Raw genomic sequence first — 17,809 nt, 5'->3', positions numbered from 1 at the left:
AAACATGAATCCATTAGAAATCATTTACAAGTACTACCCCGACGACAATGCTCTTCGGCGGTTGCTCATCCACCACAGTCAGCAAGTTGAAAAGAAGGCGCTTGAGGTTTGTAGCAAACATCCTGAACTGCATCTCAATGAAAAACTCCTACGCGATGGGGCTATGCTCCACGACCTTGGAATATTCTTGACCGATGCACCGGGCATCCATTGCCATGGCCATTTCAACTATCTGCTCCATGGCATGTTGGGAGCAGAACTCATGCGCCGAGAGGGTCGTGAAGACCTTGCCCGCATCTGCGAACGCCACACGGGGACGGGCATGACCCGCCAAGCCTTCAGAGATCACGGAGTGGAGCCTCCCGCCACAGACCTCTGTCCCGAAACATTGGAAGAACAGGTGATTTGCTATGCCGATAAATTTTTCTCTAAAAGTCATCCCGAACGTGAGCGTACGGTGGAAGAGACAGTGAAAAGTCTTGAAAAATTCGGCGACAAAGGTGTAGAAATCTTCCGTAAATGGGTTGAACAATTCGATTGAGACAGTGCTGAAGGCTGTTAAAAAGAGTGAGAAAACGGCCTAATTCTATTAGAATTAGTATCTTCGCCCACTAAAATTGATCAATTCAGGTGAGAACCTTTATAACGATACTCTTATCGTCACTGATGGCGTTGTGCGTGACAGCAGGCATAAAGAATGGCCTCTACTATCAGCCCTCCTCTGCCTCAGCGACCGACACCACTCGAAAAGCTACGCCCGACACGGCACTTATCCGCCAACGCCGGGCACAGATGGACTCGACCTTTCGCGCTACCAAAGCCATCAGCATCGACTCTGTCCGCACGGACACGCTACGCACGGACACGCTGCGGAAGAAGCGTGGCGGCTTGGAGAAACCCGTGGACTTTGCAGCCGAGGACTCTGTTGTTTACGATGCTGACACAAAACTGGCGTTTCTCTTCGGCAAAGCAGAAGTGAAATACGAGAATATGACGCTCGATGCAGGCCATATCTCAATGAATATGGACTCAAGCCTTGTCCACGCTAAGGCCATTGCCGACACGGCTGGTGTACTCGAACAGAAGCCCTCTTTCAAGCAGGGCTCAGACGAATATGTGAGCGAGCAAATGAGCTATAACTTCAAGACGAAGAAAGGTTTCATCCAAAATGTCAATACCACACAGGGCAACGGCTTTATCCAGAGCGAACGCTCCAAACGTACTGACGACGGTACGCTGTATTTGGAATCGGCCAAATACACCACTTGTAACGCCAAACACCCCCACTTCTATCTGAAACTATCGCGCGCCAAGGTCATTCCGGGCAAGGAAACCGTCTTTGGTCCGGCCTATCTCGTGGTTGAGGATGTGCCGCTCCCCATCGGCATACCTTATGGTTTCTTCCCCTTTAATAAGAAATATTCCAGCGGTTTTATCATGCCGAGTTACGGCGATGAGACTGTCCGCGGTTTCTATCTCCGCAACGGTGGATACTACTTTGCGCTCAACGACTACATGGACCTAAAGCTCCTTGGGGAAATCTACACGAAAGGCTCCTGGGGATTGAGTTTGGAGACCAATTATAAGAAACGCTACAAGTATAACGGTAATTTCTACATCTCTTATCTCAACACGGTGGAGGGCGAAAAGAATTTGCCGGACTACATGAAAACAACGAGCCTCAAGGTGCAGTGGAGCCACACGAAGGATGCTGCCGCCGGCGGCAATACCACATTCTCCGCTCGCGTAAACTTTGCTTCAGAAAACTATGAGCGCAAAAATCTGGAGAGTTTGTACAACCCGCTCTCCTATACGCAGAGCACGCGCGCCAGTTCGGTGAGTTTCAGCCATCTTTTTTCGGGCATCGGTTTGTCGGTATCTGGTTCTTCCAACCTCACACAAGACATGCGCACCAGTACTATCACCATGTCGCTCCCCGATTTGAATTTCTCGCTCGCTCGCTTCTATCCGTTCCGCCGCAAGCACCAAGTGGGGAAAGAACGGTGGTACGAAAAAATTTCTATGTCCTACACGGGACAATTCAACAACTCCATATCAACGAAAGAGGATCAGCTGCTCCATTCCAACCTCATCAAGGACTGGCGCAATGGTATGCAGCACCGCATCCCTATTGATGCCACGTTCCAGCTCTTCAAATACATCAACATCTCTCCGAGTTTCTCGTTCAACGATGTGATGTACACCAATCGCATCATGCGAAACTGGGATGCTACCGCACTGCGCGAAGTGGCCGATACCACCTATGGTTTCTACAATCTCTACGATTGGAATGTGGCCGTAAGTGCCAACACGACACTTTATGGATTCTACAAACCTTGGAAGAAGCTTTTCGGCAGTAAGATTATTGCTATCCGCCACGTCTTTAAGCCCAATGTCAGCTTCAGCTATGCGCCCGACTTCACCGCCTCACGCTACGGCTACACGCGGCACTACAATAAGACGGATGCCAGTGGTAACGTGGAGCGAGTACCATATTCTCCGTATCAAAGTGGCATCTTCGGTTATCCTTCCAGTACGAAACAAGGAATGGTCACGATGAGCGTCTCCAACAACCTTGAGATGAAGGTCAAGAGCGATAAGGACACAACGGGCTACAAGAAGATTTCGCTTATAGATGAACTTTCGGCTTCGCTCTCCTACAATATGGCGGCAAAAACGCGCCAATGGAGCGACCTGACAACTCGCCTACGCTTGAAGCTCACCAAGAGCTACACCTTCTCCCTTGCAGCACTCTTTGCCACTTACGCCTATGTCTTCGACAACAAGGGCAATGTGGTGGTGGGCGACCGCACCGAATGGAGCCACGGACGCTTCGGACGCTTCCAGGGCATGAGCCAAAACATCTCTTACACGCTCAACAACCAAACGTTCACTAAGTTGCGCAACCTCTTCGCTGGTCGCCGCAACAACACAACAGAAGAGACTGCAAACAAACCAGACAACGATGAGCAAACAAACGTGGAAGATGCCAACATCGACCCCGATTTGTTGGCCACAAAGAAGAAATCGGTGCAGAAAGAAAAGGCCAAGGTCGACAAAGATGGCTATCTCCATTTCCAACTGCCGTGGTCGCTCACGCTCTCCTATGGTATCACCATGTTTGAGAATCGCAACAAACCCATCAACCAGCGCACCATGCGCTATCCTTTCGGGTTCACGCAAACGCTCAATGCTTCGGGTAATCTCCGCCTTTCCGATGGTTGGAACATTACCTTCTCCTCTGGTTACGACTTCGAGCAACACCGCGTTTCCATGACAACGGCATCACTTTCTCGCAATCTCCACTGCTTTGAAATGTCGTGTAACGTGGTGCTCAGACCCTATACTTCGTTTAACTTCACCTTCCGTGCCATTGCCAGCGAACTTGCCGATGCTCTCAAATGGGACAAACGCAGCAGCTACTCCAGCAACATTGAATGGTACTAACAAACAACGACACAAAAAACAAAAGGGTGGCCATCTGAATGCCCCTTACATATATGAATATGAAGAAAATTGTTTTATCCCTTTTTGCTCTTGCAGCCCTGAATTGCTCGGCGCAGAGCGTTTCGCAGCTTCTCGAACGCCTCTTTGATGTGGATCAGCAGATTCGTAAAATCGAACCCCTTGATAGCCTTATCGAAGCACAGGACAGTGTGAACCGCTCGGTACTCAAAGAGTTCATCGCGGACTATAACCCTGACAGCTGCTCCGTTAAAGCCAATCAAGGACTTTACTTGGTTCTGTCCCACTCTCCATTGGCTTTCCGCCTGCCGATGGCTCACCTCATCGAACAAGCATGGCAGAAAAAACGCCTGGATGCTTTCTATTATGCCTCCTTCCAAGACGGCATACGATTTGATCAGCTCGAACCGCAAATCTATGGTACACAATTCATGGAGATGAATGGGAAAACGTATCTCTGGCCTGTTGCCAACGCTGACAAACTCGACGAACGCCGTGCTACATTAGGCCTACCTTCGGAACAAGCCTATATTGACGAACTCTCAAAGCGCCATCCCGAATGGAATTATACATGGGACCGCACGCTCACTATTGAAACCATACTAAACGCTCAATAAAAACTCATTTTCCATACGTATGAAACACATTTCATTGATTCTATCCGTAGTGGCAGCCGGTGTGCTGACCCTTACGAGCTGCAAAAGCGAATTCGAACAGCATGTTATGCAGTTTGCACCTATGAAGCCCAACATGGTGGCTTATGCTGACCAAGCATCAGATACCATCCATGTGCTCTCAACAGATGCGTGGAAACTGACAGTCGATAACTCTTGGTTGGCAGTTACTCCCAATGAGATGACACCTAAATACAAAGGCGCACTCTACAATACGTTGCTCAAACTGGCCTTTACTGTGAACACCGACCGCCTCACGCGTCAAACAATTTTCCATGTTCAGGGTGGGCACACCATCAATATGCCCGTGGTTCAAGTGGGCTGGCTCAATATTTCCTCCCCTGCAGCCACCTACAAAGACCTCAACAATGACAGACTGAACGATAGAGCATACTACGGGGTAAAACTCGATGCCAAAACAACGGCTCTACCTTTCTACTTCACTACTTACGCCAACGGCGCAATGGTGCAAACGAACGCTGCGTGGATTCAAGTACCCACGGCCGCTCAGACAGCGGGCTATCACCCTCTCTCGCTCACCATCACGCCTAACACAACCAGAGTGGAGCGAACTGGACAAATCACGCTGACCTCTGCGGGCATCACCGACACTATCGAAGTGGTGCAGGCAGCAGCCAACTAAACCAACATTCTTACGGCATTCTTCGCCGTCTCCCACAGCGCGAACCTTTCTTACCTCCCTTGCGTAAACAAGGTTCGCGCTCTTTTTTATGTTCACCTTAAAAACTCACCTACAATGAAACACACGCTACTTTTGTTTCTCCTCTTCTTCTCCCTCTCCCTCTCGGCACAAAATCGCCGCTTCCGAATCATGGAGTACAACGTCGAAAATCTCTTCGACACTATCCACGCTCCTGGCAAACAGGATGTGGACTTCACGCCACAAGGGAAATATCGCTGGACAAGCAACTTGTATCACGCCAAATTAGGGAAATTGGCCCGCGCCATTGTTGCCGTGGGTGGCACACTCCCTCCCGACGTCATTGTGCTTTGCGAAGTGGAGAACGACAGCGTTATCCGCGACCTTTGTCGCCACACATCGCTCTGCCGCTTGGGCTACGAATACATTGTGACCCACAGTGCCGACCGGCGCGGTATCAACGTGGCGGTACTCTTCCAGCCCATGACATTTCGCCCCTTTGAAACTGACACACTGCGTATTGCCTACCATCCTACCACCGAAAAGCCCACGCGCGATGTGCTGCGCGTGAGTGGCCGAGTAGTTTCGGGCGATACACTCGATATTATGGCCGTCCACTGGCCCAGTCGTGCAGGCGGACAAGAAAAGACTGAGCCTTACCGCATCCGCACTGCGCAACGCATCCGAGCCGCGGCCGACAGTTTGATACAGCACCGTCTGCGCCCCGCTCTCGTTATCACGGGCGATTGCAATGATGAGTTTCACAACCGCAGCCTAAGCGAGGGATTGCACGCCTTATTGCCCCAACCACCATTTGCCGATACTTCGTTCTACATCCTTTCAGCCAATCTCAGAGGGCCCGAAGATATTTGCGGCACTTATAAGTTTCGCGGAGAATGGAACCAACTTGACCAATTCGTAGTGAATGGTGCGCTCTTGCAGGCTGCAGAAGGTCTCCGCACCACGCCTTCCGCTTGTCAGATTGTCCACTTCCCTTTCCTGACCGAACCAGATCCCAGCGGCGGCCTCAAACCTCGCTACACATTTGTAGGTCCTCACTATCACGGCGGTACTTCCGATCATCTTCCCCTCCTGCTCGACCTCTACGAGTGAGGCAACAAAACAATAAGAAAATTACCAACTTAAAGATTATCGCTAACATCCCCAATATTATAAATATAATTTCCATAACTTCTTTAACCTCAAAGTTATAGCTCCTTATTGAAAAGACTGTTTTCCTTCGATCGTAAAGAGATGTCTAAACCACTTACTTAAATAAAATCTATATTTTTCAAAAATAATTTAATAATATTGCAAAATAACAAAACATATTTACTTCACAGTCTATCTTTTTCCCCAGTTCAGAAAGGAAGAGTATAGGCAAAGATGTTCTATGTATTCAACTCTTTATTAAAATATACAATATGAAAAGATTTTTTTCTATACTCCTTATGGCAATTACGGCCATATCAATGTGCGCACAAAAGGATATTACAAAGTTTTTAGGCATACCTATCAATGGTACAAAAGCAGAAATGAAAAGAAAACTTATAGCCAAAGGATTTAAGCCTGTTCCCCATCAAGATTTTCTCAAAGGCCAATTTAATGGAGAAAAGGTCCATCTTTTTGTTGGTACAAATAGAGGTAAAGTTTATCGCATTTATCTTGCTGATGTAAACACAAGAGATGAAGCCGATATAAAAGTTCGTTTTAACAATCTAGTACACCAATTTCAAAATAATCCAAGGTACACAGCCATGGAGCAGCAAATGATACCAGAAGATGAAGATATTAGTTACGAGATGGCAGCAAACAAAAAGATTTATAGTGCTACTTTTTATCAGAATATAAATGAAGTAAAACCAGAAATGATAAGAGAAAAATTAAGAGAACTATATACTGATGAACAATTACAAAACCCAACAAAGGTAGTACAAGAATCTATCAACAACACGATATACGGACTTATAGGAGAGAAACTTTCTAAAAAGACTGTTTGGTTTAGAATAGATGAATTTTATGGCAGCTATTATATAAGCATGTATTATGACAACGGATACAATGCAGCAAATGGCGAAGAACTATAGAATTGTATTTTATACCATGAAAAGTTAAGAACACAGATATTTTATTACAAAACAATTCGTATTCATAGTAGCGCGTGATAAAGCTATAGTTTTAGTGAAATATCACGCGCTATTGTTGTACTTTCTAAAAATGCAACAATAAAATTACATACGAATTCTTTATTTCTCTTTTCTCTTTCAAAAAGCTGTATTACCTTTGCATCAATAACACAAAAGCACACAAATGAGCAAAGTAATCATACCTAAAGGTTATAAAGCCCTACTCGGACGCAACGACACCGAGCAGGGCATCAAAGAGATAAAAGAATTTTTCCAAGCCAACTTAGCTACGGGACTGAAGCTTCGCCGTGTCACTGGCCCACTCTTCGTGCAGCGCGGCCTTGGTATCAACGATGATTTAAGCGGTGTGGAGCGTCCCGTCTCCTTCCCTATCAAGGATTTGGGCGACACGCGCGCCGAAGTGGTCCATTCGCTGGCAAAATGGAAGCGACTGATGTTGGCCGACCAGCAAGTGCCCGTGGGCTATGGTATATATACCGACATGAATGCTATTCGTGCTGATGAAGAGCTGGATAATCTCCATTCCCTCTACGTTGATCAATGGGACTGGGAACGCTCTATCAGCAGAGAGGACCGCACTATCGACTACCTCAAAAAGACTGTCAAAAACATCTATTATGCTATGCTCCGCACGGAGTTTCTCATCTGCGAACGCTTCCCACAGCTTCGTCCGAGTATGCCGGAAAAGGTGCATTTCATCCATGCGGAAGAGCTGCGACAACGCTTTCCAGAACTGACACCTAAAGAGCGCGAAGATCGGATATGCAAAGAATACGGAGCCGTCTTCATCATCGGCATTGGAGGTCCACTGGGCGATGGCAAGCCCCACGACCTGCGCGCCCCCGACTACGACGACTGGACCAGCATCAACGAGGAAGGAACTGCGGGACTGAATGGCGACTTGCTTTTGTGGTACGACACGCTGGGACGCTCCGTAGAAATCAGTTCGATGGGTATTCGTGTTGACAAAGAGGCCCTGCTGCGCCAACTCAAAGCTACAGGCAAGGAAGACCGCCTCGGACTCTATTTCCACCAACGTTTGATGGACGGCACACTGCCTCTCTCCATTGGTGGAGGTATTGGGCAATCGCGACTCTGCATGATGTATCTGAAGAAAGCCCATATCGGTGAGATTCAAGCCTCTATCTGGCCCACTGAAATGCGCAAGCAATGTAGCAACGCTGGCATCCCACTCATTTAACATCACATCGGTTCTCCCCCACAGCGCGGCGAGAACCGATGTTTTTTTTGTTAATTCCAAATAATTCCTTACTTTTGCAATTGTCTTATAGGACTATGGCTCCGTAGCTCAGTTGAATAGAGCAATGGTTTCCGGTATCATGTGTCATGGGTTTGAGTCCCATCGGAGTCACTTCTTTTTATCTGGCGGGAGAGTTGGAACAATGTGTCCTTCTCTCCTGCTTTTGTATAACTCAAAAAATACAAGTATGAAAAATCTTCTTTCCCTTGCGTTGCTCGCTTTCGTGGTGAACACCAGCAGTTGTTCTATTACGCTGAACACTAACGAGAAAAATCCACAGAAAACAGTTGACAGAACCTTCAATCTGCGAGATTTCCAAAACATCAAGATGGAATCTGTTGCCAACGTCCGCTTCACGCAAGGCAACACCTATAAGGTGACGGCCACGGCCTTTCGCCCTGGTATCGACACCATTTATGTAAAAGAAAACACGCTTTATATCACTACACGGCGAAATTTGAAGAACAACAATTCTCGTTGCACCATTGATGTGACAGCTCCCAGTTTGAGAAGTCTCGAACAAGAAGGCGTGGGCAATTTCACCTGCCAAGCGCTCAACACCAAAGATTTAGATATCAGCCTCGAAGGCGTGGGATCTGCCAGCTTCGGCAATGTCAGTTGCACGAGCCTTGAAGTGGACTGCGAAGGCGTAGGCAGTCTTAGCAACAGTCATTTCACCGTTTCGGGCAATGCTTCGTTCGATTTCTCGGGTGTAGGTTCGGGCACATTCTCTGTGAAGAGCAACAACTGCAAACTGGAGAGCAGCGGCGTGGGTAGTGTCACGGCCACGGTCAATTGCAAGAGCGTAGTGGCTAACTGCAGCGGTATAGGCTCTATCACCTTGAAAGGGAATACCAACAAACTCAATAAAACAAATTCCTCCTTGGGAAAAATCAACACGAAAGGATTGGAAGTAAAATAAGAATAGAAAAATAAGCCTTTCCCTGAATTCCCTCCACATCTCCTATGAGTAGCAACGCTCAGTAGCTTTCTATTTCGAAAGCACCGAGCACACGCTTTCAGAAAGGATATGGAGGGAATTCTGTAAATAGGCATTAAGGAAAAATATCCTTATTGCGTCAGCTGACACAATAAGGCTGTCAGCTGACATCTTTATTGCATTTTCAAACGCAATAAGGAAAAATAAGAGGCACTGAAGTATAGCTTAAAACTGCTTAGAACAAAAATTTTGTTCACACCAATGTGCTAAATTCTCAGCAAGGGGAAATAATGACAGTCCCCTATCTGTAAGGGAAAAAGACTTTACAGATTGTTTGATAATTCCGTCAGTCATTAGTTTGCAAAGAGTAGCATCTATTTCCGTCCGCGTTTGATCTTGCATTTCTTGAAGGAGTTCTTCAAAAGTAGCCGAATTCTTTTTCCCTAATATATGAACAATCCACAATAAGTCCGGTTCGCAAATTCTGGCAAGAACATTGCGAATCGGACAATTTGGAAATTGTGTGTCTACTACCATTCCAATTTTTCGTTCAAAATAACGCCATCAGCAGCGGGCGCATCATTTTCAGCAAAACTATTGGCCTTATATTGGATGCAAAGCATGAGCATCTCATCTTTGCCTGTATTCTTCAAGGCACGTTTGCCAGCAGGAGCTACACGAATGATACTACCTTCTGACACGGGGAAGATTTCTCCGTCCACTTGGTATTCGCCCTCACCCTTGAGAATGAAATAGAGTTCTTCGTGGGTCTTGTGGGTGTGTAGGAAGCCACTGTCTTGACCAGGCACTAAGGTTTGAAAAGAAAGCTCACTACCTGTTGCCTGCAAAGCTTGTCCCACAAAGACCTTTCCAGGAATCTCTATATCGCCCAATGGGAGAACATAATCTTTGATACTGCTGAGTTTACCAACATTTACTGCCGTAAAGTTCTCACCTGCCTTGATTTTTTCTACTTGTTTCATAATGTTTTTGTTTTTATTAGTTGTTTGTTTTCGTTCTTTGTTTGTTTTGACGATGCAAAGGTATTATGTTTCAAAAGGTTGTACAAGAAGGCACGAAGATGTCAGTCGGTTACCAAAAAGTAAGTAACATTGGAAACAGTGCTATCGTTGTATTTCACTTTTAAAATAGTTTAACAATAATTCTCTCAAGGCAACAAAGTGTAATAGTTACTTTTGTATAGTAATACAATAATTAAACCTAATCATTCAGCAATGAACAGAAATGAATTGCGAGATGCACTCTATCCCAACTGCCCCGTGCGCAACGTCTTGTCAAGGGTAGGCGACAAATGGTCTATGCTGGTACTGTTCACGTTAGAGGCCAACGAACGACAAAGATTCAAAGAACTACAGCGCAATATCCCCGATATTTCTCAAAAGATGCTGACCGCCACCCTAAAGATGCTGGAGGCCGATGCACTTATCCTGAGAGAGGCTTTCCCAGAAATTCCGCCTCGCGTGGAGTATTCGCTCACCGACAAAGGTAAGAGCCTATTGCCACTCATTGATAACTTATTGGTTTGGGCAAGCGAAAATATGGATGACATAATAGAAGCTCGAAAGAATTATTTATTAAAATAAAAGTTGTTCTTACAAAGAAAGCAGTAAACCTCATGCATGGTTTACTGCTTTCTTTATATTCTCGAATGATTCAGGCCTCAATATCTCCAGCGCCAATACTTGCGGAGGCGGAAGAGCAGGGGGCGGAAGCGGAGGTGCTTACCAAGAATGATGAGGAGGACGGCAACAAGGATAAGCAGTATGCCTGCGGCAAGGCGGAGGGAGAAGGCCTCGCCAAAGAGGAAGATGCCGATGAAGACGGCGGTGACAGGTTCGAGTGCGCCCATGATGGCCGTTGGTGTAGAGCCTATGTCGTGGACGGCAAGGACCATGAGCACGAGGGAGAGCACGGTGGGGAATATCGCCATCCAGAAACCCATGAACCAGTGCCAAGGCGTGTGGAGCATCATCAGATGATTTTCAGGACTGACAAACGACCAAGCCACAATGGCCAACGTGCAGACGAGCAACACATAGAAAGTGAGCTTCACGGACGACATGCGCAGCGAACTCTGGTTGACAACGATGATATAGAAGGCGTAAGTGAGCGAGGAGAGCAGAACGAGGGTTACGCCCACCAGACTCAGTGTGGATTGGCCGTCGCCGCGATAGAGCAGCGCTACGCCCACGAGCGATAACAGAATGGAGACGACCGTGGTGGGCGTTACCTTTTCTCGAAAGAAAAGGGCCATGAGCACCGCCACCATAACGGGATAGACAAACAGCAGCGTCGAGGCGATGCCGGCAGCCATGAAATGAAAACTCATATAGAGCGAAAGGGCCGAGACAGCAAAGAGGAGGCCAAGCACAGAGATGATGCAAAACTCTTTCCGAGTGATCCGAAACGATTTTCGCTGCGCAAGGAGCAACGCGCCCAGCAGAAGCGTGGCGATGGAAAAGCGATAGAACAGCACACTGGACGAATTGAAGCCGTCGGCATACAAAACGAGGGCGCCAACGGGATTGGTCCCATAAAAGATGGCAGACAGCACGCCACAGATAGTACCTTTTAGTTTGTTGGTCATAATGATTGTGTAGAAAAAAGGAGGAACTCTTCAGTCCCTCCTTATGGAAAGAATTCCTGCCGACTTCCGCCAGCGGGGATATTATCGGCCTGTTTCCTCCACCATTTCCGAAATGGTTTGCATCATAGAAGTTTTCATAAGTTCTTCAATGCTGAGGTGCATACGATAACGCCAATAGTGGTGAGGATTGGAAGGCAGATTGATACGTTCGGCATCGGCATTGGGATGGCGATGTTCTTCATCCACAGAAAGCCAATCCTGAAGGCTCAAAATACAGAGCATGGAGGGGCAATTGAGATGACGATAAACAATGTCGCGTGCCAACCAGCCCGGCAGCGGATGAGGCGCAATGCCTTCGCGATAGAGCACTGTATTATAATAAGCCTGTGAGCGGTCCATGTCTTCGTCCCACCATTGTCGCAATGTGGGCATATCGTGGGTAGAGATAGTGCTCACAGAGCGGTAAGGATTGGCAGGGAGAACGCCGAAACGAACAGTGGGATCTTTTGGCATCGACTGTATCTCAAGACTCAGGATGCGCAACTCTTGGATGACCCACGCCACACAGGCTGGCACCATTCCGAGGTCTTCTGCACAAACGAGCATCCTTGTGGCGTTGACCAATAGAGGCAACTTCTTCATGGCCTCGCCATACCAGAACTGATTATTACGACGATAGTAGTAATCATTATAAAGGCGATTGAATACAGCTTTGTCGGAATCGTAGAGTGCTTCATAAATGAAGGCGAACTGTACAGTAATACGCGGGTGGAATTTGTTGCTATCATTGCGGTCGCGCACAAAGAGCACGTCGCTGATGAGGGCATACAGTCCATCGCGCAAGAGGATATCCTTCTCACTCGTACGACCTTCAAAAGCAGCTTCCACCTTGCGTTGTGTGTCATATTCGGGTTTCAATTCCCAAATATCGTCGTGAGCATGGTTGAGATAAGTGTCCTTGACCTCTTGTGCATGCTCATGGAAAATTCTGTCGAGCACCCAGTCGGCAATGAATGGTTTAGTGAATAAATCTTCTTGGAAGTGGAGACCGTAAGACTCTATCTCTTCTCGCGTCATACCGAGAGAGGGAGCGAACTGTCCGAGCAATCCGTGAACAGCATGAATGGGTATTTCCCAAATGCGGAAGAAACCGAGCACATGATCAATGCGGTAAGCATCAAAATACTTCTGCATATTCTGGAAACGGCGCACCCACCAGCGACAACCATCGGCTATCATAGCATCCCAATTGTAGGTAGGGAAACCCCAGTTCTGTCCGTTAACAGAGAAATCATCAGGTGGAGCACCAGCCTGTCCGTTGAGGTTGAAATAGTTGGGTTCCATCCAGACATCGCAGCCGTGGCGGTTCACACCTATGGGGATGTCGCCTTTGAGGATGACGTGTTTCTGTCGAGCATAGTCGTGAGCAGCTTCCATCTGTGTGCTGAGCAGGAATTGTACGTAATAGTAGAACGCCACATTCTTCCATGCTGCAGTATCAGGAGTGGAGAGAGATTTTCTTTCTTTCTCGTCCCACACTTTATGGTCGGGCCATTGAGAGAAGTCGGCCGTTCCATTCTTGTCGCGGAGATAGCAGTACTGCCCATAAGGCACGAGCCACTGCTCCGTTTCTTGGAAAAACGCCTTAAAGGCTTGGCTCTTCATCACCTTATCGCCTTCCTGAGCAAAGAGTTCGTGGAGATATTCCGTCTTGGCTGCATTGACGCGCTCATAGTCGATTTCGGGCAACGCATTCAGTTCTTTGCGCAGCTCCTCAAAGTGGGCGGCGCGCTTCTTGTCCTTGAGCGCGGGCAACTGAGTGAGATCGACATACTGCGGATGGAGAGCAAAGATGCTGATACAGCTGTAAGGATAAGAATCGGTCCAACGGTGCGAGATGGTAGTGTCGTTGATGGGCAACACCTGTAGCACGCGTTGACGCGTGGCACTTACGAAATCTATCATCTTGCGCAAATCGCCGAAATCTCCCACACCGAAACTGCTCTGAGAGCGCAAGGAGAAAACGGGAATGAGCGTTCCTGCCATGCGATGGTTCGGGATGGGGAAGAAAGCCTGGTCTAATTCATAGACTACCACCTCTCCTTTGGCCAACTTAGGGAGCGTGATGACACGATTCTCTCTCGTTTCCCAAAATCGGACTGACGTGTGCCCTTCTTTGGTTGTCTGTGCCAAAAACTTAAATTCTATTTTTCCATCTGCACACTTATCGGCATCGAGATCTAAGATCCACTCGTTGTAGTTGTGCTCTGTCATGGGCAGCACTTTATCCTCTTGCCAATCTCCCAGCAAGGGCGTAGTTCCCGATAAGGCCAAACGCTCATCGGAACGCAATTGCGGCGCACGCACCTTGAGGCGCACCGTGTGGGCATAATTGTCGCGCTCCACAGCTGCTTTCTCGCGGCGATTTACACATTCGGTGAAAGCCGAACTATAAAGATAGGAATCCTCTGGAATATCCATCCAATGGTCGTAAACGTGATAACATTTGGCGTTTGCTACTGAAAGTTCGAGGCGGTGCGTTTCGGCCGTCCATTCCACGGCACGGAGCCCGTCGGCTGTCTCAACACTGTAGAAATAGTTCAGCACTGCGCCCTCACCTTTCAGTTTCAACTGTGCCTCCCAATGTAGGCCATCGAGCGTGTGCATGATATATTTTTTGTTGTCGCCAACAACGTTTACATAGAGCTCTTCTCCATAGGATGTTTTATACTCTAAATGAAAAAATACTTCCATATATTTAATGTGCTTATATTATTCGATGTAGTTATATTAAAAGGATAATGAGCTATTTCTCTCCTCGAATGAAAGAAACAGATAATGCTCCGAGACAGAGGAAGATGCTGGCTACATACATCATGTTGCTCTGATGAGAACCAACAAGCGTCAGTAAATAGCCACTTATGGCCGCGGCAACAATCTGCGGCACACAGATGGTTCCATTAAAGAGCCCGAGGTATGCTCCCATGTGGCCGTAACCTTGCAGGGCATTGGTGACAAACGTGAACGGCATGGCGAGCATGGCAGCCCAGCCGGCACCAATCAGGAGGAACGGAACGAAGAGCAGATACTGGTCGTGGATGAACGGCACCATACCAAAACCTATTCCGGCAACGAGCAAACTGATGGCATAAGCCACTTTCGTGTTGCGGAAGCGGGGCAAGACAAGTGCCCAAGCCACACTTCCCATGGCTTGAACGGCAAAGAGAATGCCCACCCAGTTGCCGGCTTCTTGGTAAGCATGCGTACTGGTATCCGTCGTATTCCAAACTGTTTCGGAGATTGCACCCGGCGTATAATTCCACATATAAAGGAAACCAGCCCAACAAAAAAACTGAACAAGGCCTACTTTCCAAAACGTGGCAGGAGCATTCTTCAAGAGCGTCAGCCAGTCGGCCTTTTCCTCTTTCACCTCTTCCTTGGCTTCATTATACTCCGCATACTCAGCAGGTGTCCATTCCTTGACTTTCAAAACCGTGTAGATCACACAGAGAATCAAGATAGCTGCACCTACATAGAACGACCAAATGACCGTATCAGGCACAACGCCCTTGGGAGCTTGATTCTTCAGTCCTATCCATGCAAAAACGTAAGGAAAGACAAAACCTACCACATTGCCGGCATTACAAAGAAAACTTTGGATGGAATAGGCTCTGGCTTTTTGTTTCTCGTTCACCATGTCGCCTACCAACATCTTGAAAGGTTGCATAGCCATATTGATGGACGTATCAAGGAGCATCAATGCTATCAAGCCGAAAATCATCGCTCCACCGATGGTGAGGCCGAACGAACCCGCATTGGGCAACAAACACATCACGGTTACGGCAAAAGCAGCGCCTACGAAAAGATAGGGAATGCGGCGGCCGAAACGCGTCCACGTTTTGTCGCTCAGCGTACCAATGATGGGCTGAACAAGAAGTCCCATCAGCGGAGGCAGAATCCAAAAATACCCCAAACTATGCGGGTCTGCTCCCAGTGTAGCAAAGATTCGTGAGATATTAGCCCCTTGTAGGGCATAAGCAATCTGTACGCCGAAGAATCCAAAACTAAGATTCCAGAGCTTCCAAAAGTTTAGATTAGGTTTTTGTTTCATATAAAAAAGAGTTTAGTTAGTTATCCTGAAAACATAACGAGGAACTATCAGCAGAGAACCGCCGTGGCATAGTTCTCTACTCATAGCTCCTCGGTATCACGTTGCGGAGATTCTGAAAATCAATACTCCACTTTGTCGCCCTTCTCTTTCCATGCTTCAAAAGTTTTGAGAGCTTCGGAACGCAAAATATTCTCCGACTTCAAACGACGCTCGGAGGCTTCAAGGTCGAGTTCCTTATAAATAAAAGAATCGTCGAAACCAGCATCCGCCGCATCGTCCTTATTGCAGGCATAATACATACGGTCGAGATGTGCCCAATAAATAGCTCCTAAGCACATGGGACACGGCTCGCAACTCGTGTAGATGTCGCAGCCACTAAGGTCGAACGTGCCCAACTTTTGCCCAGCAGCGCGGATAGCACTCACTTCAGCATGCGCCGTAGGGTCGTTGTTCGCCGTAACGCGATTGACCCCCGTAGCAATAATCTCACCGTTCTTTACAATAACAGCTCCAAATGGGCCGCCACCGTTTTTAACATTTTCATCAGAGAGGCGTATCGCTTCTCGCATGAAGTCTATCGTTTCCATTATTAAAAATCAAGACGTTTGTAGGCAAAAGTAAGAAATAATTTCTATTTTTGCAAAAAGCATATAAATAAACGTCAAAATATGGATATTGTTCAAAGATTTCTTGAATATACGACATTCGACACACAATCTGCCGAAGACACGGGTAAGACGCCGAGTACGGACAAACAACTTGTCTTTGCGCGCTTCCTGCGCGACCAGCTCGAGGAGATTGGTTTGGAAGACATAGAACTGACAGACGAAGGCTATCTCTATGCCACACTCCCAGCCAATACTAAGAAGGACGCCCCCGTGGTAGGTTTCATTGCCCACATGGACACCAGTCCCGATGCCTCGGGAGCTAATATCAAACCGCATATTGTTAAGAACTACGACGGTGGAGATATTGAGTTGGAAAAGGGAGGTCTTGTTACAAGTCCTAAAGTTTTCCCCGAACTTCGCCAACATATCGGTGAGGACCTCATTGTGACCGATGGTCATACCCTGCTGGGTGCTGACGACAAGGCAGGTATCGCCGAAATTGTCCAGGCTATGGTTTATCTCAAGGAACATCCCGAAATCGAGCACGGCAAAATCCGCGTGGGCTTCAATCCTGACGAAGAAATCGGCTTAGGTGCTCATAAGTTCGACGTTGAAAAATTTGGCTGCGAATGGGCCTACACGATGGACGGCGGCGACATTGGCGAATTGGAATTTGAGAATTTCAACGCGGCAGCCGCGAAAGTAGAAATCAAAGGCGTTAGCGTACACACAGGATATGCCAAGAACAAAATGGTCAATGCAACGCGCGTTGCCGTAGAGTTCATGAACCTCCTTCCGCAGGACGAAATCCCCGAGAACACAGAGGGGTACGAAGGTTTCTTCCATTGCCTCGGCATTGAGTCCGCTTGTGAGAATGCCGCGATGAGTTTTATCATTCGCGACCACGATGCTTCAAAATTCGAAGCCCGCAAACGCACTATCAAGGAAGTGGCAGCGCAGCTCAACGAGAAGTATGGCGAAGGCACCGTTAGTATCCACATCCACGATCAATATAAGAACATGAAGGAGATGATAGATCCCGTCTACCACGTAGTGGACATAGCCATCAAGGCCATGGAGGAAGCGGGCGTCAGTCCTCGCATCCAAGCCATTCGAGGCGGAACAGATGGTGCGCAGCTCTCCTTCCGCGGACTGCCCTGTCCGAACATTTTCGCCGGCGGGCTCGACTTCCACGGTCCTCACGAGTTCCTCCCCATCCGCAACCTTGAAAAAGCGATGGAAGTAGTAGTGAACATCTGCCGCATCGTGGGCAACTTCAACGAATAAGAACCTTCTTCCCATAGAGCCTCAACCTTTGCTAACAAACAGGTGAG

General features: G+C 47.6%; 16 protein-coding genes and 1 tRNA gene. 11 read left to right on the top strand and 6 right to left on the bottom strand.

The window, feature by feature from the left end; genetic code table 11:
• Positions 1 to 4: 4 nt before the first annotated feature.
• The 9 genes from ACO4R2_RS08765 (at position 5) to ACO4R2_RS08725 (ending at position 9,130) form a co-directional block, all read left to right on the top strand.
• On the top strand, positions 5 to 541 hold the full coding sequence (locus ACO4R2_RS08765; RefSeq protein ID WP_347718763.1) for an HDIG domain-containing metalloprotein: 537 nt from the start codon (positions 5 to 7) through the stop codon (positions 539 to 541).
• Positions 542 to 666: 125 nt separating this feature from the next.
• Entirely contained in the window at positions 667 to 3,447 is a 2,781-nt protein-coding gene (locus tag ACO4R2_RS08760) for a putative LPS assembly protein LptD (RefSeq protein ID WP_484769967.1), read from the top strand.
• 59 nt (positions 3,448 to 3,506) lie between these two features.
• Positions 3,507 to 4,082: a DUF6624 domain-containing protein gene (locus ACO4R2_RS08755; protein WP_484769922.1), complete on the top strand. Its 576-nt coding sequence runs from the start codon at positions 3,507 to 3,509 to the stop codon at positions 4,080 to 4,082.
• A 19-nt stretch (positions 4,083 to 4,101) separates the two neighbouring features.
• Positions 4,102 to 4,782 (top strand): BACON domain-containing protein, encoded by a 681-nt coding sequence (locus ACO4R2_RS08750; protein ID WP_484769921.1) that lies wholly within the window; start codon positions 4,102 to 4,104, stop codon positions 4,780 to 4,782.
• Positions 4,783 to 4,896: 114 nt separating this feature from the next.
• Entirely contained in the window at positions 4,897 to 5,913 is a 1,017-nt protein-coding gene (locus tag ACO4R2_RS08745; RefSeq protein ID WP_484769920.1) for an endonuclease/exonuclease/phosphatase family protein, read from the top strand.
• A gap of 311 nt (positions 5,914 to 6,224) precedes the next feature.
• Complete coding sequence (locus ACO4R2_RS08740; protein ID WP_484769919.1) at positions 6,225 to 6,887, top strand: hypothetical protein; 663 nt, start codon at positions 6,225 to 6,227, stop codon at positions 6,885 to 6,887.
• 223 nt (positions 6,888 to 7,110) lie between these two features.
• The gene (gene asnA, locus ACO4R2_RS08735) at positions 7,111 to 8,148 is read left to right on the top strand and encodes an aspartate--ammonia ligase (RefSeq protein ID WP_484769918.1); all 1,038 of its coding nucleotides are present in this window, start codon (positions 7,111 to 7,113) and stop codon (positions 8,146 to 8,148) included.
• Positions 8,149 to 8,245: 97 nt separating this feature from the next.
• Positions 8,246 to 8,319, top strand: a tRNA-Arg gene (locus ACO4R2_RS08730).
• A gap of 76 nt (positions 8,320 to 8,395) precedes the next feature.
• Positions 8,396 to 9,130 carry a GIN domain-containing protein gene (locus ACO4R2_RS08725; RefSeq protein WP_484769917.1) on the top strand — a complete coding sequence of 245 codons (735 nt, stop codon included), beginning with the start codon at positions 8,396 to 8,398 and terminating at the stop codon, positions 9,128 to 9,130.
• Positions 9,131 to 9,373: 243 nt separating this feature from the next.
• Here the strand turns inward: ACO4R2_RS08725 and ACO4R2_RS08720 are convergent, their stop codons facing one another.
• Positions 9,374 to 9,685: a winged helix-turn-helix transcriptional regulator gene (locus tag ACO4R2_RS08720; RefSeq protein ID WP_484769916.1), complete on the bottom strand. Its 312-nt coding sequence runs from the start codon at positions 9,683 to 9,685 to the stop codon at positions 9,374 to 9,376.
• Positions 9,679 to 10,131, bottom strand: a complete 453-nt coding sequence (locus tag ACO4R2_RS08715) for a cupin domain-containing protein (protein ID WP_484769915.1) — start codon at positions 10,129 to 10,131, stop codon at positions 9,679 to 9,681. Before ACO4R2_RS08715 ends, ACO4R2_RS08720 begins: the two co-directional genes overlap by 7 nt.
• Before the next feature lie 252 nt (positions 10,132 to 10,383).
• Here ACO4R2_RS08715 and ACO4R2_RS08710 point away from each other — a divergent pair, with 252 nt between their 5' ends.
• Positions 10,384 to 10,752, top strand: coding sequence for a winged helix-turn-helix transcriptional regulator (locus ACO4R2_RS08710; RefSeq protein ID WP_311489607.1), 369 nt, complete (start codon positions 10,384 to 10,386; stop codon positions 10,750 to 10,752).
• A 77-nt stretch (positions 10,753 to 10,829) separates the two neighbouring features.
• Here ACO4R2_RS08710 and ACO4R2_RS08705 read toward each other — a convergent pair whose 3' ends face one another.
• The 4 genes from ACO4R2_RS08705 to ACO4R2_RS08690 form a co-directional block, all read right to left on the bottom strand.
• The gene (locus ACO4R2_RS08705) at positions 10,830 to 11,756 is read right to left on the bottom strand and encodes a DMT family transporter (protein WP_484769914.1); all 927 of its coding nucleotides are present in this window, start codon (positions 11,754 to 11,756) and stop codon (positions 10,830 to 10,832) included.
• A gap of 81 nt (positions 11,757 to 11,837) precedes the next feature.
• Positions 11,838 to 14,510, bottom strand: a complete 2,673-nt coding sequence (locus tag ACO4R2_RS08700; protein ID WP_484769913.1) for a 4-alpha-glucanotransferase — start codon at positions 14,508 to 14,510, stop codon at positions 11,838 to 11,840.
• A 52-nt stretch (positions 14,511 to 14,562) separates the two neighbouring features.
• Positions 14,563 to 15,867, bottom strand: a complete 1,305-nt coding sequence (locus ACO4R2_RS08695; protein WP_484769912.1) for an MFS transporter — start codon at positions 15,865 to 15,867, stop codon at positions 14,563 to 14,565.
• 119 nt (positions 15,868 to 15,986) lie between these two features.
• Complete coding sequence (locus ACO4R2_RS08690; RefSeq protein ID WP_311489603.1) at positions 15,987 to 16,454, bottom strand: deaminase; 468 nt, start codon at positions 16,452 to 16,454, stop codon at positions 15,987 to 15,989.
• Between the two features lie 81 nt (positions 16,455 to 16,535).
• On the opposite strand from ACO4R2_RS08690, the gene pepT reads away from it, so the two are divergent.
• Positions 16,536 to 17,762: a peptidase T gene (gene pepT / locus ACO4R2_RS08685; RefSeq protein WP_484769911.1), complete on the top strand. Its 1,227-nt coding sequence runs from the start codon at positions 16,536 to 16,538 to the stop codon at positions 17,760 to 17,762.
• The last annotated feature ends 47 nt before the right edge of the window (positions 17,763 to 17,809 follow it).

It is taken from the genome of Alloprevotella sp. (assembly GCF_057240785.1).
The sequence above is the reverse complement of the archived record's forward strand: the minus strand, read 5'-3'. Positions and strand labels throughout refer to the sequence as shown.